General features: G+C 72.0%; 14 protein-coding genes. 7 read left to right on the top strand and 7 right to left on the bottom strand.

The window, feature by feature from the left end:
- Window positions 1-399: 399 nt before the first annotated feature.
- Window positions 400-1,827 (top strand): non-reducing end alpha-L-arabinofuranosidase family hydrolase, encoded by a 1,428-nt coding sequence (locus NE234_RS39955; protein ID WP_252786320.1) that lies wholly within the window; start codon window positions 400-402, stop codon window positions 1,825-1,827.
- A 2-nt stretch (window positions 1,828-1,829) separates the two neighbouring features.
- On the top strand, window positions 1,830-3,965 hold the full coding sequence (locus NE234_RS45685) for a cellulose binding domain-containing protein (protein ID WP_252786318.1): 2,136 nt from the start codon (window positions 1,830-1,832) through the stop codon (window positions 3,963-3,965).
- A gap of 54 nt (window positions 3,966-4,019) precedes the next feature.
- Here NE234_RS45685 and sigJ read toward each other — a convergent pair whose 3' ends face one another.
- Window positions 4,020-4,964 (bottom strand): RNA polymerase sigma factor SigJ, encoded by a 945-nt coding sequence (gene sigJ, locus NE234_RS39945; protein WP_252786316.1) that lies wholly within the window; start codon window positions 4,962-4,964, stop codon window positions 4,020-4,022.
- Window positions 4,965-5,185: 221 nt separating this feature from the next.
- On the opposite strand from sigJ, the gene NE234_RS39940 reads away from it, so the two are divergent.
- The 4 genes from NE234_RS39940 to queD all read left to right on the top strand — a co-directional run bounded on the left by NE234_RS39940 (window position 5,186) and on the right by queD (window position 8,711).
- A complete protein-coding gene (locus tag NE234_RS39940; protein ID WP_252786314.1) occupies window positions 5,186-6,736 on the top strand; it encodes an MFS transporter in 1,551 nt (516 codons plus the stop codon).
- Window positions 6,737-6,970: 234 nt separating this feature from the next.
- Window positions 6,971-7,711: a 7-cyano-7-deazaguanine synthase QueC gene (gene queC / locus NE234_RS39935; RefSeq protein WP_252786312.1), complete on the top strand. Its 741-nt coding sequence runs from the start codon at window positions 6,971-6,973 to the stop codon at window positions 7,709-7,711.
- Between the two features lie 6 nt (window positions 7,712-7,717).
- Window positions 7,718-8,356 (top strand): 7-carboxy-7-deazaguanine synthase, encoded by a 639-nt coding sequence (queE, locus tag NE234_RS39930; protein ID WP_252786310.1) that lies wholly within the window; start codon window positions 7,718-7,720, stop codon window positions 8,354-8,356.
- Window position 8,357: 1 nt separating this feature from the next.
- A complete protein-coding gene (gene queD / locus NE234_RS39925) occupies window positions 8,358-8,711 on the top strand; it encodes a 6-carboxytetrahydropterin synthase QueD (protein WP_252786308.1) in 354 nt (117 codons plus the stop codon).
- 16 nt (window positions 8,712-8,727) lie between these two features.
- On the opposite strand, the gene rsmI is transcribed toward queD, so the two are convergent.
- The 4 genes from rsmI to queF all read right to left on the bottom strand — a co-directional run bounded on the left by rsmI (window position 8,728) and on the right by queF (window position 12,780).
- On the bottom strand, window positions 8,728-10,410 hold the full coding sequence (gene rsmI / locus NE234_RS39920) for a 16S rRNA (cytidine(1402)-2'-O)-methyltransferase (RefSeq protein ID WP_252786307.1): 1,683 nt from the start codon (window positions 10,408-10,410) through the stop codon (window positions 8,728-8,730).
- Window positions 10,397-11,191, bottom strand: a complete 795-nt coding sequence (locus NE234_RS39915) for a class I SAM-dependent methyltransferase (protein ID WP_252786305.1) — start codon at window positions 11,189-11,191, stop codon at window positions 10,397-10,399. Before NE234_RS39915 ends, rsmI begins: the two co-directional genes overlap by 14 nt.
- Before the next feature lie 65 nt (window positions 11,192-11,256).
- Window positions 11,257-12,390, bottom strand: a complete 1,134-nt coding sequence (locus NE234_RS39910) for a tRNA-ribosyltransferase family protein (RefSeq protein ID WP_252786304.1) — start codon at window positions 12,388-12,390, stop codon at window positions 11,257-11,259.
- Between the two features lie 9 nt (window positions 12,391-12,399).
- Window positions 12,400-12,780, bottom strand: a complete 381-nt coding sequence (gene queF / locus NE234_RS39905) for a preQ(1) synthase (RefSeq protein WP_252786302.1) — start codon at window positions 12,778-12,780, stop codon at window positions 12,400-12,402.
- Between the two features lie 289 nt (window positions 12,781-13,069).
- Here queF and NE234_RS39900 point away from each other — a divergent pair, with 289 nt between their 5' ends.
- Entirely contained in the window at window positions 13,070-14,047 is a 978-nt protein-coding gene (locus NE234_RS39900; protein ID WP_252786299.1) for a radical SAM protein, read from the top strand.
- Window positions 14,048-14,300: 253 nt separating this feature from the next.
- On the opposite strand, the gene NE234_RS39895 is transcribed toward NE234_RS39900, so the two are convergent.
- A complete protein-coding gene (locus NE234_RS39895) occupies window positions 14,301-15,314 on the bottom strand; it encodes a methyltransferase domain-containing protein (RefSeq protein ID WP_252786298.1) in 1,014 nt (337 codons plus the stop codon).
- On the bottom strand, window positions 15,311-16,375 hold the full coding sequence (locus NE234_RS39890) for a Gfo/Idh/MocA family oxidoreductase (RefSeq protein ID WP_252786360.1): 1,065 nt from the start codon (window positions 16,373-16,375) through the stop codon (window positions 15,311-15,313). Before NE234_RS39890 ends, NE234_RS39895 begins: the two co-directional genes overlap by 4 nt.
- Window positions 16,376-16,410: the final 35 nt, after the last annotated feature.

Below are 16,410 nucleotides of genomic sequence, written 5' to 3'. Positions count from 1 at the left end.
TACTACACGGATAGTAGTGAAGTCCGGGAGAACCGCCGCCGACCCGCCGGGAGACGCTTCCCGGCGAGTCGGCTCGTTCGGTCGCCGATCGCGGCGCGAGCGTCGGTCCGCCCCCTCTGCCGACCACTACGTCGTGACGCAGGCGGCCGGTGAAAGCCGGTGAAAGGCCGCAGGATGCCCGGTTGCCGCGAATGGCCCTCCGACCAGGGCGAATTCGGTCCTTTCGTCGCGGCCGTCGGTGGCGCGCGGGCGGACGTTGACCCTCTCCGATCCCGGTCATAGCATCCCGGCCATTCCTTTCGAATCGGTTCGACATTCGCTTCCACCGTCCGCACCGGACGGCTGGATCGGCGGGGCCCCGCCATCGGCGACGAGCGAGACGACGAAGCGGGAGAGACGATGCGACGATCGCGGATCCGTTCGTTCCTTTCGGCGGCCGTACCGCTGGCCGTCGCCGTGTCCACCGGCACCGTGGCGCTCACGCCCGCGCGGGCGGCCTCCGGTTGTGCGGTGACGTACTCGATCAGCAGTCAGTGGGCGGGCGGTTTCGGGGCGAACGTGTCGCTGACCAACCTGGGTGATCCCGTCTCGAACTGGACGGTGACGTGGTCGTTCGACGACGGCCAGCAGGTCACGCAGGCGTGGAACGCCGCCGTGACCCAGAGCGGGCCGAACGTCACGGCCGAGAACGTCTCCTACAACGGCTCGCTGGCCACCGGGAGCAGCACGAGCTTCGGCTTCAACGGGTCGTGGACCGGCGGCAACCCGGTGCCGGCGAGTTTCGCGATGAACGGCGTCACCTGCACCGGCGGCACGACGACCTCCCCGACACCGACACCGACTCCCACGCCGACGCCTCGGCCCGGCGGGGGACTGCCGTCGAGCCTGCACTGGACGGACCAGGGTCCGCTGATGAGCGCGAAGCCCATGGCGGGGCACGACATCGTGTCGGTGAAGGACCCGAGCATCGTGCGCTACAACGGGCAGTGGCTGGTGTACGCGACGACCGCCGACACCTCGGGCGCCTGGAGCGTGGAGTACACGCACTTCTCCGACTTCTCCCAGGCGGCGTCGGCGCCGCAGTACCACCTGAGCGACAACCCGAACCTCGGCACCCGGTACATGGCCGCGCCCCAGCTGTTCTACTTCGCGCCGAAGAACACGTGGTTCCTGGTGTTCCAGCAGGGCCCGCCCGCGTACTCGACCACGAACGATCCGACCCGGCCACAGACGTGGAGCGCGCCGACGAACTTCTTCGCCGGTGACCCGCCGGTGGTGACTCAGCGCGGGAAGGGCTGGCTGGACTTCTTCGTCATCTGCGACACGGCGAACTGCTACCTGTTCGGCGCCGACGACGCGGGCGACATCTTCCGGTCCCAGACCACGCTCGCGAACTTCCCCAACGGGTTCGGCAACACGACGGTGGTGCTGCACGACGACAACGCGGGCAACGTGTTCGAGGGCACCGCGGTGTACAAGGTCAAGGGATCGAACACCTACCTGATGCTGGTGGAGGGTTTCGACTCCGGCGGCCACCGGGTCTACCGGGCCTGGACGTCGAACAGCCTGGCCGGCTCGTGGACGCCGTACCCGGCCTCGAGCACGAGCCCGTTCGCCGGAGCCGTCAACACCACCTTCCCCGGCGGCCAGTGGACCAATGACATCAGTCACGGGGAGCTGATCCGCACCGGATACGACCAGAATCTCGAGATCGACCCGTGCCACCTGCAGTTCTTCTACCAGGGCGTCGACCCGGGGAGCACCAACGTGCCCTACTCGCAGATCCCGTGGAAGCTCGGCCTGCTCACCCAGACCGACCCCTGCTGACCGTGGACGTAGAAAGCGAGACCCCCGTGAACCTGCCCATTCCGCGTGGCGGCGTACGGCCGCGGCGGCTCGCCGCGAGCATGGCCCTGACCGTGGCCGCGGCCCTCACCTGCGGCGCGACGGCTGGTACGACGGCCCGGGCCGCGACCCCGGCCGTGAACGTCACGGTCAACGCCCGCGAGGGCCTGGGCACCGTGCCTGACACGGCCTACGGCGCGAACCAGGCGGTCTGGGACGGGCAGATGAACTCCCCGGCGACGGCGAAACTCCTCGGACAGGCCGGCGTGCGGATGATGCGTTATCCCGGTGGCTCGTACGGCGACGGCTACCACTGGCAGACCAACACCGTCTCCGGGGGCGGATACGTGGCGCCGGGAACGGACTTCGACTCCTTCATGGGCACGGTCAAGGCGATGGACGCGCAGGCCATCCTCATCGCCAACTACGGCACCGGAACGCCGCAGGAGGCGGCCGGGTGGGTCAGGTACGCCAACGTCACCAAGGGCTACGGCGTGAAGTACTGGGAGATCGGCAACGAGCTCTACGGCAACGGCCACTACGGTGCCGACTGGGAGCTGGACGACCACGCCGACAAGAGCCCGGCCGCGTACGCGCACAATCTCGTGGAGTACGCCAAAGCGATGAAGGCGGTCGACCCCACGATCAAGGTCGGCGCGGTGCTCACGCTGCCGGGCGGCTGGCCGGACGGCAGCGTGGCCTCTGGAGACGGCGGCGACTGGAACCAGACGGTCCTGCCGATCGTCGGCTCGTACGCCGACTTCGTGATCGTGCACTACTACCCGAACGGCCCCACCTCGGCCGCCGACTCCCTGCGGCAGACGCAGCTGCTGCCCGCCCAGCTCGCGCAGGTACGGCAGGAGATCGACCAGTACGCCGGGCCGAACGGGCGGCACCTCGGCATCGCGGTGACCGAAACGGAGAACACCTACCAGCCCGACACCCAGCCCGGCGCGCTCTACAACGCCGACGTCTACTTCACCGCGCTCGAGAACGGCGCCTTCACCGTGGACTACTGGGACACCCGGAACGGCATGGGCAACGTCACCACCGCACCCGACGGGGCCACGGACTACGGAGACGGGGGCCTGCTGTCCAGCGGCCAGTGCAACGGCGACGGAGTCTGCGAACCACCCCTGAACACGCCGTTCCCCGCGTACTACGGCATCCAGATGCTGAGCACGGTCGCCCGACCCGGAGACACGCTGATCAGGGCCGGTACGGACGACCCACTGGTCTCGGCGCACGCGGCCCGCAACGCCGACGGCGGCCTCAGCGTCGAACTCGTCAACAAGGACCCCGACCACGCCCGCACCGTCGACCTCGACTACGCCGGCTGGACCCCCGGCGGCGACACCCCGACCGTCTACACCTACGGCGCCGAGGCCACCTCCATCACCACCGCGCGCGAAGGCACCGCGACCACGCAGGTCATCCCGCCGTACTCGATCGTGACGCTCAAGCTGACCCCCTCACCGGACAACCCGATCGGCACCACGTCGGCCGCGCCCGGCGACCCCGCGGCGACCGACGTCACGGCGGACAGCGCGACGATCTCCTGGCAGCCGGTCGCCGGCGGTGACGTCACCCGCTACGAGGTCTACCGGCAGTTCGGAACCGACAGCGAACTGCTCGGGGAGTCGACCTCCACCTCCTACACCGTGCGGAACCTGCGACCCGGCACCTCGTACACGCTCAACGTGCTGGCCGTGGACCAGAAGGGCCACCTGTCGATGCCCTCACCGCCGGTCAGGTTCATCACCGGCACGCCCGGAACGAGCACCTGTGCCGTGACCTACGACGTCGCCACGAGCTGGGGCAGCGGCTTCGTGGCGAACATCAGCATCACGAACACCGGGCCCGACCCCATCACCGGGTGGACGCTGGCGTTCACCTTCCCCACCGACACCGAGTCGGTCTCGGGCAGCACCTGGAACGGTGACTATTCGCAGGACGGCCGGCATGTCATCGTCACCCCGGCCGGCTCCGACGCCTACCTCGCCGCGGGCGCCGGCAACACCGTGACCACCGGATTCGTGGGAGACCAGTCCGGCCCGGACCCGTCACCTACCTCCTTCACGCTCAACGGCACCGTCTGCACGACCACCTACTCCTCCTGACGCGTGATCCACGGGACCGGCTGAAGGGAAGAACGATCACAGCGTCGACGCGCGTCAGTCCGTGATCCACGGCCGGAGCTTGTCGGGGTTGCGCACCGCCCAGATGTGCTTGATCCGCCCCTCCGCGACCTCGAACGCGTACACCGTGACGATGACGCCGTCCTGCTGGGCGACCAGGCCGGGCTGGCCGTTGACGGTGCGTTCCACGAGCGTCAGGCCGGTCGCCCGGCCGGCGATGGTGACGCAGGCGTGCGCGATCTGCTCGCCGCCCTCGATCGGCTCGAGCACGGTCAGGACCTGGCCGCCGCCGTCCGCGGTGAAGGTGGCGCCAGGATCCAGGAGGCCGACGAGGGCGTCGATGTCCCGGGCCTCCCACGCCTGCTTGAAGTCCCTGACCAGGCCGGCCTGGTGGGTGGCCGGGGCCGCGGGCCGCCCGGAGGCACGGACGCGGCGGCGGGCCGAGGAGGCCAGCTCGCGGCATGCCGCCGGGGTGCGGCCGGTGATGTCGGCGATCTCGGCGAAGGAGTAACCGAAGACGTCGTGCAGGATGAGCGCGACGCGCTGGGCCGGGGTCATCGCCTCGAGCGCGACGAGGAAGGCCATGCTGACCGACTCGTCCAGGGTGACCCGGTCGGCGGGGTCGGCCGGGTCGGCGGTGGCGGCGCCCGGCCGTACGCTGATCCACTCGGTTCGGCCGGGCAGCGGCTCGGGGATCCACTCACCCACGTAGCGTTCGCGCCGGGCCCGCGCCGAGCCGAGCAGGTCCAGGCAGATGCGGCTGGCGACCCTCGTCAGCCAGGCGCCGGGCGAGGCGATGGCGTCCTGCTGCTGCCGGGACATGGCGTACCAGCGGGCGTAGGTCTCCTGGACGGCGTCCTCGGCCTCGGCCAGAGAGCCAAGGAGCCGGTAGGCGAGATTGATCAGTTGACGCCGCTCGCTGATGATCGCGGTCAGGCCCGCGTCGGACCGGTCGTGTCCCGTCTCTGCGTGGTCGGTCATGGTTCCGGATGCTCCTTGGGTCGGATCTGCCCTCACCGGTCCGACGAGATGACGCACCGGAATGTCAGGCCGCCGCGCCTCCTGACATTCCGGCGGGCCGTGTCGTCGGACTTGCAGAGACGCACTCGTCAACTCGCGAGCGAGGAGGCCCGGCGAGGTCATCACCGGTGTGGTGACCGCGCTGGGCGCCTCGATGCGTTCGACGTGACAAGGAGATGATCGTGGCAGCACGCAATGCGGTCCCGGTGCCCGGGCCGGGTCCAGAGGCGGCCGGGACGACGGCCGCAGATCCGAGACGGTGGCTGATCCTGGCCGTCATCGCCGCCGCCCAGCTCATGGTCGTCCTCGACCTGACCGTGATGAACCTCGCGTTGCCGTCGGCGCAGCGCGCGCTGAAGTTCACGGCCGCCGACCGGCAGTGGGTCGTGACCGCGTACGCCCTGTCGTTCGGCGGCCTGCTGCTGTTCTGCGGGCGGCTCGCCGACCTGATCGGCCGCAAGGTGACCTTCCTGACGGGGCTCATCGGCTTCGCGGCCGCCTCCGCCGTCGGCGGTGCCTCGGTCGACTTCTCGATGCTGGTGACGGCGCGCGCCTGCCAGGGGGTCTTCGGCGCCCTGCTGGCGCCGTCCGCCCTGTCGCTGCTGGCCACGACCTTCAAGGACCCGAAGGAGCGGGCCAAGGCGTTCGGCGTCTACGGCGCGGTCGCGGCCGCCGGCGGGGGCCTGGGGCTGCTGCTCGGCGGTGCGCTGACCTCCTACCTGTCCTGGCGCTGGTGCATGTACGTCAACCTGGTCTTCGCCGCGATCGCGATCACGGGGGGCGTGCTGCTGGTGGGCCGGCAGCAGCGGACGCCGGGCGGCCGGCTGGACGTCCCGGGCGTGGTGGCGGTGTCCGGCGGGATGTTCTGCCTGGTCTACGGCTTCTCCAACGCCGCGTCGCACGGCTGGCACACGCCCTCGGCCTGGGGATTCCTCGTGGCCGGCGTCGCACTGCTGATCGTCTTCGCCGCCTGGCAGTCGCGCGCCGCACAGCCGCTGCTGCCACCCCGCGTCGTGCTCGACCGTAACCGCGCCGGCGCGTACCTCACCGTTCTGATCAGCGGGGCCGGTATGTTCGGCGTCTTCCTGTTCCTCGTGTACTACATGCAGGTGACCCTGGGGTACTCGGCGGTCACCTCGGGCCTGGCCATGCTGCCCATGGTGGCGTTCAGCGGCCTCATGGCCACCCTGGGCAACACCCGGCTGATGCCGCGGATCGGGCCCAAGCCGATGGTCATCGCCGGCATGCTGCTCAACGCGGCCGGCATGGTCTGGCTCACGAGGATCGGCGCGCACTCGGGCTACGCGTCGGCGCTGCTCGGGCCGCTCATGGTCACCGGCGCCGGCATGGGTCTCATCTTCGGCATGGTGGCCGCCACCGGCACCTTCGGCGTGGCACCGCGCGACGCCGGGGTGGCCTCGGCGAGCATCAACACCGGGCAGCAGCTCGGCGGCTCGATCGGCACCGCGCTGCTCAACACCATCGCGGCCGGCGCCACCACCGGCTACCTGGCCGACCACCTGCACGGCCGGCCGACCCCGCAGGTGCTCCGGCTCGCGGCGCTCCACGGGTACACCACGGTGTTCTGGTGGTGCGCCGGCATCTTCGCCGCCGGCGCCGTCCTCTGCGGCGCGCTGCTGCGCTCCGGCCCGCTGACCCGGCCCGCGGACACCCCCGCCCGGCAGGCCACTCCCGCCCGGGAGCCGTCCCCGCAGATCACGCCGGCCCGGTAGTGACACCTCGCCGACCCCGGGGAATCCCGGCGCCGCACCGGCGCCGGGACCCCGCCACGTCGACGGCGATGATCGCCTCACCGGGCGAGACCGGCGCGAATCCGCGTACCTGCAGACGGCTTCTCGCCCCGGATGGTCACGGCGAGTCCGGCGGCCGGCGTCTCCGGTCCCCCCGGGTTTCGGCGGGGCCGCAAACCGGCCGGGTGGTAAAAGGGGCGGTGTAAGATTGGAATAGTGAATTCGCCAAGGACCCTGGACACAACGACGGGCGACGGGGCTGCGAAGCCGAAGGCCGTCATTCTGCTCAGCGGGGGCTTGGACTCCGCGACGGTGCTCGCGATCGCGGTCGCCGAGGGCTACGAGCCCTACGCTCTGAGCTTCCGCTACGGACAGCGGCACAGCGTCGAACTCGAGGCGGCACGTGCGGTCGCCGAGTCGCTGGGCGCCCGTCGGCACGTCATCGCCGACATCGACCTGCGGACGTTCGGCGGCTCGGCGCTGACCGACGACGCGATCGGCGTGCCGCACCACGACAGCACCGAGGACCTGGGCGAGGAGATCCCGGTCACGTACGTGCCGGCCCGCAACACCATCTTCCTGTCCTTCGCGCTCGCCTGGGCCGAGACGCTCGGCGCGCAGGACGTCTTCCTCGGCGTCAGCGCCGTGGACTACAGCGGCTATCCCGACTGCCGGCCCGAGTACATCGAGGCGTTCGAGCGGATGGCCAACCTCGCCACCAAGGCCGGCGTGGAGGGCCGCCAGCGGCTGCGCATCCACACCCCGCTGATCGACCTCAGCAAGGCCCAGACGATCGCGCGTGGCCTGGAGCTCGGCGTCGACTACTCCCTCAGCCACAGCTGCTACGACCCGGTCGACGGCCGGCCGTGCGGCACGTGCGACTCCTGCCTGCTGCGCAACCGCGGGTTCGCGGAGCTGGGCATGACCGATCCGGCACTCACCGCGAAAGTCGGCTAGACGACGGTGTACCGGATCAAGGAGATCTTCTACACCCTGCAGGGCGAAGGGATGCAGGCCGGGCGGGCGGCGGTGTTCTGCCGGTTCACCAGCTGCAACCTGTGGACGGGCCGGGAGAAGGACCGGCACCGCGCGATCTGCCAGTTCTGCGACACCGACTTCGTCGGCACCGACGGGCCTGGGGGCGGTCGGTTCCGTACCGCCGCCGAGCTGGCCGCCGCCGTCGCCAAGATGTGGCGCGGCGCGGCGCACCCGCTCAGCCGGCCGTACGTCGTGTGCACCGGCGGTGAGCCGCTGCTGCAGCTGGACCGGGAGGCCGTCGACGCCCTGCACGCCGAGGGGTTCGAGGTCGCGGTCGAGACCAACGGCACCCGGCCGGCACCTGAGGGCCTCGACTGGATCTGCGTGAGCCCGAAGGCGAACACCGAGCTGGTCCTCACCAGCGGCAACGAGCTCAAGCTGGTGTACCCCCAGGAGACCGCGCCGCCGGAGCGCTTCGAGCGGCTGGCCTTCGATCACTTCCTCATCCAGCCGATGGACGGCCCGGATCGCGATGCCAACACCAGCGCGGCCGTCGAGTACTGCCTGCGGCATCCGCAGTGGCGGCTGAGCCTGCAGACGCACAAGTACATTGGGATCGCCTGACATGGAAATCTTCCGCGAGTTCACGTTCGAGGCTGCCCACCGGCTGCCGAACGTGCCGCCCGGCCACAAGTGCAGCCGCCTGCACGGCCACTCCTACCGCGTCACCGTTCACGTGCGCGGCGACGTCGATCCCGTCACCGGGTGGGTGATGGACTTCGGCGACGTGAAGAAGGCGTTCCAGCCGCTGCTCGACCAACTCGACCACTACTACCTCAACGAGGTGCCGGGGCTGGAGAACCCGACCAGCGAGGTGCTGGCCCGCTGGATCTGGGACCGGCTCGGCGACACCCTGCCGCTGTCGGCGGTCGCGGTGCACGAGACGTGCACGTCCGGCTGCGTCTACCGGGGCGAGTGAGCCACTCCGCCGCCGGCTATCCCGCCGCCGTCACCGCGGACCGCTCCGGAGCGCCGCCGAGAACGATGACGAACTCGCCGCGCGGCTCCTGCCCGGCGACCGCGTCGCGGACCTGACCCAGGCTGCCGCGCCAGGCCCGCTCGTACAGCTTGGTGAGGTCGTTCAGCACCGCGGCGGGCCGCTCCCCGCCGACGGCGGAGACCAGGTCGTCGAGGGTGCGCAGCAGCCGGTGCGGCGCCTCGAACAGCACCGTCGTACGCCGCTCGGCGGCCACCGCCGCGAGCCGCCGGGTCCGCTCGCCGCCCTTGGCGGGCAGGAACCCCTCGAAGCACCACCGCGCGGCGGGCAGCCCGGACAGCATCAGCGCGGTGGTCGCCGCGTCGGGGCCCGGCGCCACACGCAGCTCACCCCCGGCGTCGAGAACGTGCCGGGCAAGCCGCTCGCCCGGGTCGGACAGCATCGGCATGCCCGCGTCGCTGACCATCGCCACCTGCCGGCCCTCGCGCAGCCGGGCCATCACCCACGCGCCCGAGCGCTCCTCGTTGTGCTTGCGCACCGAGACCAGCTGCGCCGGGTGCAGGTCATAGGCGCTCAGCAGCTTGCGCGTACGGCGGGTGTCCTCGGCGCAGACCACGTCGGCGCGGCGCAGCGCCGCCAGCGCCCCGTCGGTCAGGTCCCCGAGGTTGCCGATGGGAGTCCCCACGAGGGTGAGCACCCCGCCCGCGGGATCCGTCTCGTCCGCCGGCTGCGCCGTGTTCGTCGCGTCCGCCGACCGCGCCGGGACCGTGCCGCCCGCCGACTGCGTCGGCGCTCCTTCCGCCGGGGTCTCCTCGGCCGCCGGGTTCGCGGCGCCCTGGGCCGTGGCGGTGCGTGCGGTGCCGCCGGTCACCGGTACGAGGTGGTACAGCGCCTCGTCGCCGAACGCCGCCTCGTCCACGACCGCGTACCCGGTGCCCTCGATCGCCCGGCGGACGATCGCGTCGGCGTCGTCGGCGTAGTTGCGCTTCCCGGACAGGCTGCGCCGGGGCAGGCTCACCACGATGTGACGGCAGTCGAGCGCGGCGATGAGCCGCTGCGCGGCACCGGCGCGCTGCTGCTCGACGGTGGTGAGGGTCTTGAGGACGAGCGCGACGTCGGCCTGGGCCGACAGCGGCGCCCCCACCAGGTCGGCGGCGGCGGCGCTGACACGCACCGGGAACACGGTGCCGAGCCCGGGCAGCGCCTCGGCCAGCGTACGGTCGACGTCGTAGCAGGCGTAGTCGGCGTCGGGGGCGAGGGCCATCCACGGCATGGCCAGCGGGTTGAGCCCGCAGGCGAGATCGATCACGGAGGAGGGCGTACCGCACCACTCGGCGACCCGCTCGTAGAACGGCTCCAGCCAGTCGACCCGTTCGGCCGAGGAGGCGTGCGCGCGCATCGCCTCCCGGCCCGCCTCCCGCGGATCGGCCCCGGCCGCGATCTTCGCGACACAGTCGGAGACCGCCCGCGCCGGCGTGCCCGTCAGGAACGCCCCGAACGCCTGGTGCAGCTTGCGCTTGGCGTACTTGACCGCCTGGTTCCGGTCGCGGAAGCGCTGCGCCGCCTCCTGCGCCAACCGGTCGACGAACGCCGGGTCCAGGTTGCGGTACTTCGCCGCCGCGAGCACCTGCCGGGCCACCTCTGCGGCCAGGTCGGCCTGCGTTCCACTACTGCGCGCCATCGTGCTCCTTGTCGATGACCACGAGCTCCTCGGTGCTCAGCCGGGCCCGGCGCACCGCCCAGCCCCGCTCGTCGGCGAGGCGCGACAACGCGTCGATGTGCGGGCGGGTGAACACCGCGGCCCGGCCGTTCATCGCGCGCAACGGGAAGGAGACGACCACCCGGTCGGCCGCGACCTCGGCCACGAGGCGCAGCCCCGCGCCGGACAGCCGGTCCTCCACGCAGTGGTACGTCTTGAGTAGCAGCGCCACGTCGGCCCTGATCGGCTCCGGCGAGAGCAGCACGTCGCAGTGGCGCACCTCGGCCGCCCGGTCGACCCGCTCGGCGAACGCTCCGGTGGCCGCGACGAGTGCCCGGTTGAAGTCGTAGCCGACGTACGGCGCGTCGGTGACGTCGCGCAGCCACGGCAACGTGAAGGGGTTCAGCGCACAGGCCAGGTCGGCCACGCTCGCCGGCGGGCCGGTCAGCGAGACGATCGCCGGGTAGAACTCGTCGAGGTCGGGCAGCCGCTCGGCGGTGGAGAAGTGCCGGGTCAGGACGTCGCGGCACCAGGCCCGTACGGCGTCCGGCCCGTCCGCGACGGCCTCGTCCAGCCCGCGCAGCAGCCGCGCCGGGCGGGCGCTGAGCAGGTAGTCGGCGACGACCTTGTGCAGGCGCAGCCTCGCCCGCCGCTCCAGGTCGGCGTCGTTCGCCGCGTGCTCCGCCTCATGCCGCACGACGTCCGCGATCGTGTCCGGGTGGACGGCGGAGTACTTCGCGGCGGCGCTGAGCCGTCGCACCATGAGGTCGGCGTCAGGGCGGGACGGCCGGCCGCGCGAAGGCCGCCCACCCACCCTGGTGCCGTCGCTCATGCCTCGGCGCCCAGCCGGTGCAGCGCCTCGGTCAGCCGCGTGTAGAAGCGCAGGTTGTGCATTGACGCGAGGGTCCCGGCCAGTGCGTCCTCGATGCGGAACAGGTGCGCCACGGCGCCGCCCGGCAGCGTCGTGCACATCGGGCAGTCGCAGTCCGGGTCGATGGGGCCCTTCTCCCGTACCCAGCGCTCGTCGTTCAGCCGCGCGATGCGGTACGGGCGGCCGCTGCCGATGGCGTCGACGTCGAGGCGGGTGTAGAGGACGCCGCGTCGGGCGTTGCGGGTCGGCAGCGTGCAGTCGAAGATGCCGTATCCCGCCTGCCACGACTCGATGAGGTTCTCCGGGGTGCCGATGCCGAGGCCGTGCAGCGGCGTACCCGCCGGCAGCAGCTCGCCGACCAGGCGGACCTCGTCGACCAGGCGGCCGTCCGCGATCGGGTACCCGCCGAAGCCGTACCCGTCGAAGCCGATGTCGACCAGCGCCTCCGCGCACCGGGCGCGGAGCTCCTCGTCGGGTCCTCCCTGGACGACGGCGAAGAGCAGCGGGCGATCCTCCACCGGGCGGTCGGCGACCAGCCGGTCGAACGCCTCGCGGCACTCGGCCGCCCACCGCAGCGTCAGCTCGACGCTGCGCCGCTGCTCCTCGGCCGGCGCGGACGGGCTGGTGCAGTAGTCCAGGCAGTAGACGATGTCCGCGCCGAGACGCAGCTGCGTCTGGATGCAGCTCTGCGGGGTGAGCTGGCGGTACTTCTGCTTCGGGGAGAACCGGTAGGTCAGGCCCGCGTCGGTCACCTCCGCCAGCCCCTGCTGGCTCGAGAGCAGCGAGAACGCCTGGAAGCCGCCGGAGTCGGAGATCATCGGGCCGGACCAGCCCATGAACCGATGCACCCCGCCGAGCGCGCCGACGACCGAGGCACCCGGCTGCGTCGCCAGGTGCGCGGTGCTCACCAGCAGTGCGGAGACGTGCGCGTCGGACAGCCGGTCGGTGGGCACCCCGCGCACCACGGCGCGCGTGGCGTCGGGCACGAACACCGGCAGGGTCAGTTCACCCCGCCGGGTCCGCAGGCTGGTCGGGGCGTCGGTCGGCACCCGCAGGGTGTTGGTCGCGGGCGCGCCGCGGGCACGTGCCACGGGCGCCGCCTACAGCTCGGCGGTGGCTTCGGTCACGATGCCGCCCCGCGCGTGCTGCGTGATCACGACACGAACGGACACCGGGTCGGTCGCCCGCTTCACCTCCGTGGCGATCTCCACGGCGAGCGCCTCGGCGAAGACCGCCCGGTCCCGGAAGGACCACAGGTAGAGCTTGAGGGACTTGGACTCGATGCAGCGCTCACGCGGCACGTACTCGATCTCGACGCTGGAGAGGTCGGGCTGGCCGGTCACGGGGCACAGCGAGGCCACCTCGTCCGTGGTGAACCGCACCTTCGTGCAGTGCTGTGGCGCCGGGAAGGACTCCACGTGCTCGACGGGGCCCCGTACCTGCGAGCCGAGCAGCGTCAAACCGGACAGATTCTCAGACACACCGTCGAGCATAGCGCAGCGATAACGTGCCTCTGCCGGGCGGCAATCGCATACGCCCGCGTCACCGATGACCGCTCCGAGAATGACTTTTCCCCGGCTCGGGCGAGCGGACGCTCTGGACACCGACTCCTCCTCGCGAGACCATGCAATCAGCCGCCCCATTAATGGGGTGAGTCGGGGCCGTGGTCGGCAAAACGCCGCGCCGGACGGGGGACGCGGGTTTCCGGCCACCGGAGTACTGCCGGAGAACGGCCCGCCAGACCCGGTGAATCCCCGCGAAGGAGACGCTGTGACCGCCGAGGGCGTGCCAATCTGGGATCGTTTCCCGAGCCACCAACGTCTGTGCATCAACTTCACGCTGACCTGCAACATCGCCTGTGACCACTGCATCGTGGAGTCGAGCCCGCACCGGCGGGAACGACTCGACACGGACGAGGTGCGGGCGGCCCTTTCCGAGGCATGGGAGAACGGTCGCCGACACGTCACGTTCAGTGGCGGCGAAGTGTTCCTGTACCCCCGCGAAATGTGCGAGGTGATCACCTGGGCGCGGCAACTGGGATACGTCGTCGACGTCGAGTCGAACGCATTCTGGGCGCGGTCGGACCAATTGGCGAGAGAAAAGCTCGCGCCATTCGTGGAGGCCGGCATCTCGGGTCTCGCTTTGAGCGCCGACATCTACCACATGAAGTACTTCCCGGTGGAGCGGCCGATCACCGCCGCGCGCACCGCGCGGTCCTTCGGGCTGGCGACGGAGATCCAGTTCTGCCGCTCCCACTACCGGGAGCGGGACGACGAGATCATCGCCGCGCTCGCCGCGGCCGGTGAGCCCTACGTCGTGCTGGAGCTGCTGGACCGGGGGCGCGCGCGGGAGATGCTGCAGGTCTGGCGGGGCCACCGGGTCGAGGAGCTCTCGGAGTGCGATGACCTCACGACCACGCTCCACGCCACCGGCGACGTGTACGCCTGCTGCCAGCTCGACATCGGCGCCGACCAGATGAAGCGCACGCCGGTCTTCCTCGGATCGATCCGCTCCGCCGCCTCCGGCGCGGCGGAGCGCGACCGGCGGGAGCAGCTGGTCCGCGCGTTCTACGACCCGGAGTCGCCGATCTACTTCCGCACGATGGTCCGGGAGCACCCGCTGTTCCAGCCGCTGAACGAGGAGAGGTTCTCCAACATCTGCACTTTCTGCATGCACGCCCTGGGTGATCCGGCCCGGGTCGCGGCACTGGAGGAGCGGCTGCGCCCGGCACCGACCGCGACCTCCTGAGCCGGCCGGGCGGCGGTGCGGCACCGGCCCACACCGCCGCCCGGCCGCGTACGGTCGGGACCGCCGCCCGGCCGCGGGCCGTCAGGACGACCGCCCGGCCGCGTACGGTCGGGACCGCCGCCCGGCCGCGGGCCGTCAGGACGACCGCCCGGCCGCGTACGGTCGGGACCGCCGCCCGGGCGCGTCCGGTCAGGACGAGCGCCTGACCGCGTGCGGCCGGGAACGCGCGGCTTCCGTGGAGCGAGCGCACCGCTTATTCGGCGGGCCGGCGCAGCACCAGCAGGACGTCCCGGGCCCCGACCCGGGTGGGCCGGCCGCGCCGGGCGGTCCAGTCGGCCGCCAGCTCGGCCGGTGTCACGTGCCGCAGGTGCCCCGGATCGAACGCGGGCAACCGCAGCTCGTAGTCGAGATGGTGCGAGGCCCGCAGCTCCACCAGGTCGAGTCCGCTGTGGAGGGCGGCCTCGACGTAGTCCTCGAAGAACAGCCGGTTCACCGTGGGGCTGTCGTACACGTGCCATACCAGCAGGTCGGCGAGGTCGTCCGGCAGCGCGGTGCCCAGCAGCCGCCGCAGCTGCGTCCGGTCGTAGGCCAGGTGCGCCCACGGCGGCAACAGCGTGTCCTTCCAGAAGACGAGGTCGCGGCCCTCGTACGAGACGTACTCGAGCTGGTGGCCGTCGACGGCGCTCCAGATCGGGCCGAAGTGCGCGTACAGGATGCCGCCCGGCCGGAGTACCCGGCGTACCTGGGCCAGCGCCGCGGTGACGTCGATGAACTGGAAGGCGTTGCTGGAGAACATGGCGTCGGCGCACGCGTCGGGCAGCGGCATCTCCTCCGCCCGCGCCCGTACCACCTCGGTGCGGCCGGACGGGCCGATCCCGGCGGGGCGGTTCGGGTCCACCGACGTCCAGCGCGCGACACCGTGCGACTCCGCGTGGGCCTCCGACAGTGAGCCCCCGATCTCCACGACGCGCGCGCCGGCGAGCCGTACCCGCGTGGCGAAGTCGGTGAAGACCGCGTCCTCGGACAGCGCCAGGCCACCGGCCGGGTCACCGCCCGCCGGCGTCGTGCCGGCGAGCATCGTCTCGGCGGACGCCGAGCCGGTGGACGTCGTGCCGCCGGGTGTCGCGTCGGTGGGTGTGGTCTCGGCGGAGGCCGAGCCGGGGGACGTGGTCGCGGCGGGTGCCGTGCCGACGGGTGCCGTGCCGGAGGGAGTGGCCTCGGCGGGTGTCGTGCCGGTGGGCTCGGCCGCCGGGTTCGCCGCGCTCATCGGGCCACCGTCCCGGCCGGCACCGTGTCGGCGCGGACCTCCGCCAGGCGGACCGGGCGTCGCTCGCGGCGGGACAGCGAGGCCGCCTCGGCGATGAGCAGCGCCTGCAACGCGTCGTCGACGGTGGCGTGTCCGGCGAGGCCACCGGACGTCCCCGAGGGGCCGCCGGCGGACGGCGCCACGACCAGGCCGAGGAAGGCGGCGACCTCCGCCCGGTAGGCGGCGGCGAACCGGTCCAGGAATCCCGACCAGGCCGCTTCGGCGAGCGGCGGCGCCTCCGGCTCGGCCGAGCGCAGCGGCACCCTGGTGTCGAGCCCGACCGCCACGGTCGCGCGGCTGCCGGCCAGCTCCATCCGTACGTCGTAGCCCGCCCCGTTGTAGCGCGACGCCTGCATCGTGGCGAGCGTGCCGTCGTCGAGGGTCAGCACGGCGGCGGCCTCGTCGACGTCCCCCGCGGCGGCGATGTAGTCGGCGCCGCGGTTGGCGCCGGTCGCGTAGACCTCGACGACCTCGCGCCCGCTGACCCAGCGCAGCACGTCGAAGTCGTGGATCTGGCAGTCGCGGTGGATGCCGCCGGAGACGGCGACGTAGGCCGCCGGGGGCGGCTCCGGGTCGGCGGTCAGCAGATGCACGCGGCACAGCCGCCCGATGGCGCCGGAGCGCACGGCGTCGTGACCGCGCAGGTAGCCGGGGTCGAAGCGGCGCTGGAACCCGACACAGACCGGCGTGGTGGTCGCGCGGACCTGCGCGGCGACCCGGCGCGCGGTCGCCGGATCGGCGAAGACGGGCTTCTCGCACAACACCGGGACGCCCCGGGCGGCGCAGCGTACGACCAGATCGGCGTGCGTGTGCGTCGGGGTGGCGACGACGACCGCGTCCGGTGCCGTGTCCAGGAGTGTGTCGACGTCGTCGGCGACCTGGCCGCCGATCGACTCCGCCACCTGACGGGCGCGGTCCGGGTCGGTGTCGACCACGTGGACCCGGCCGACGCGCGGATCCTCGGCCAGCGACCGGGCGTGCACCGCGCCGATCCGGCCGGCGCCGATCAGCCCGACCCGCATGTCAGACGTACCCATCGGCCAGGTGCTCGCTGTCA

This window comes from Actinoallomurus rhizosphaericola (assembly GCF_024055675.1).
GTDB classification, from domain to species: Bacteria; Actinomycetota; Actinomycetes; order Streptosporangiales; family Streptosporangiaceae; genus Actinoallomurus; species Actinoallomurus soli.
Note: the sequence above shows the minus strand (reverse complement) of the source record. Positions and strands in the feature narration are given on the sequence as shown.

Coding starts and splice junctions, on each gene's coding strand:
- NE234_RS39895 (WP_252786298.1), bottom strand. CDS start 15,314: ATGAGCGCGGCGAACCCGGCGGCCGAGCCCACCGGCACGACACCCGCC.
- queD (WP_252786308.1), top strand. CDS start 8,358: ATGGAAATCTTCCGCGAGTTCACGTTCGAGGCTGCCCACCGGCTGCCG.
- NE234_RS39955 (WP_252786320.1), top strand. CDS start 400: ATGCGACGATCGCGGATCCGTTCGTTCCTTTCGGCGGCCGTACCGCTG.
- NE234_RS39915 (WP_252786305.1), bottom strand. CDS start 11,191: ATGGTGCGACGGCTCAGCGCCGCCGCGAAGTACTCCGCCGTCCACCCG.
- rsmI (WP_252786307.1), bottom strand. CDS start 10,410: ATGGCGCGCAGTAGTGGAACGCAGGCCGACCTGGCCGCAGAGGTGGCC.
- NE234_RS39890 (WP_252786360.1), bottom strand. CDS start 16,375: ATGCGGGTCGGGCTGATCGGCGCCGGCCGGATCGGCGCGGTGCACGCC.
- sigJ (WP_252786316.1), bottom strand. CDS start 4,964: ATGACCGACCACGCAGAGACGGGACACGACCGGTCCGACGCGGGCCTG.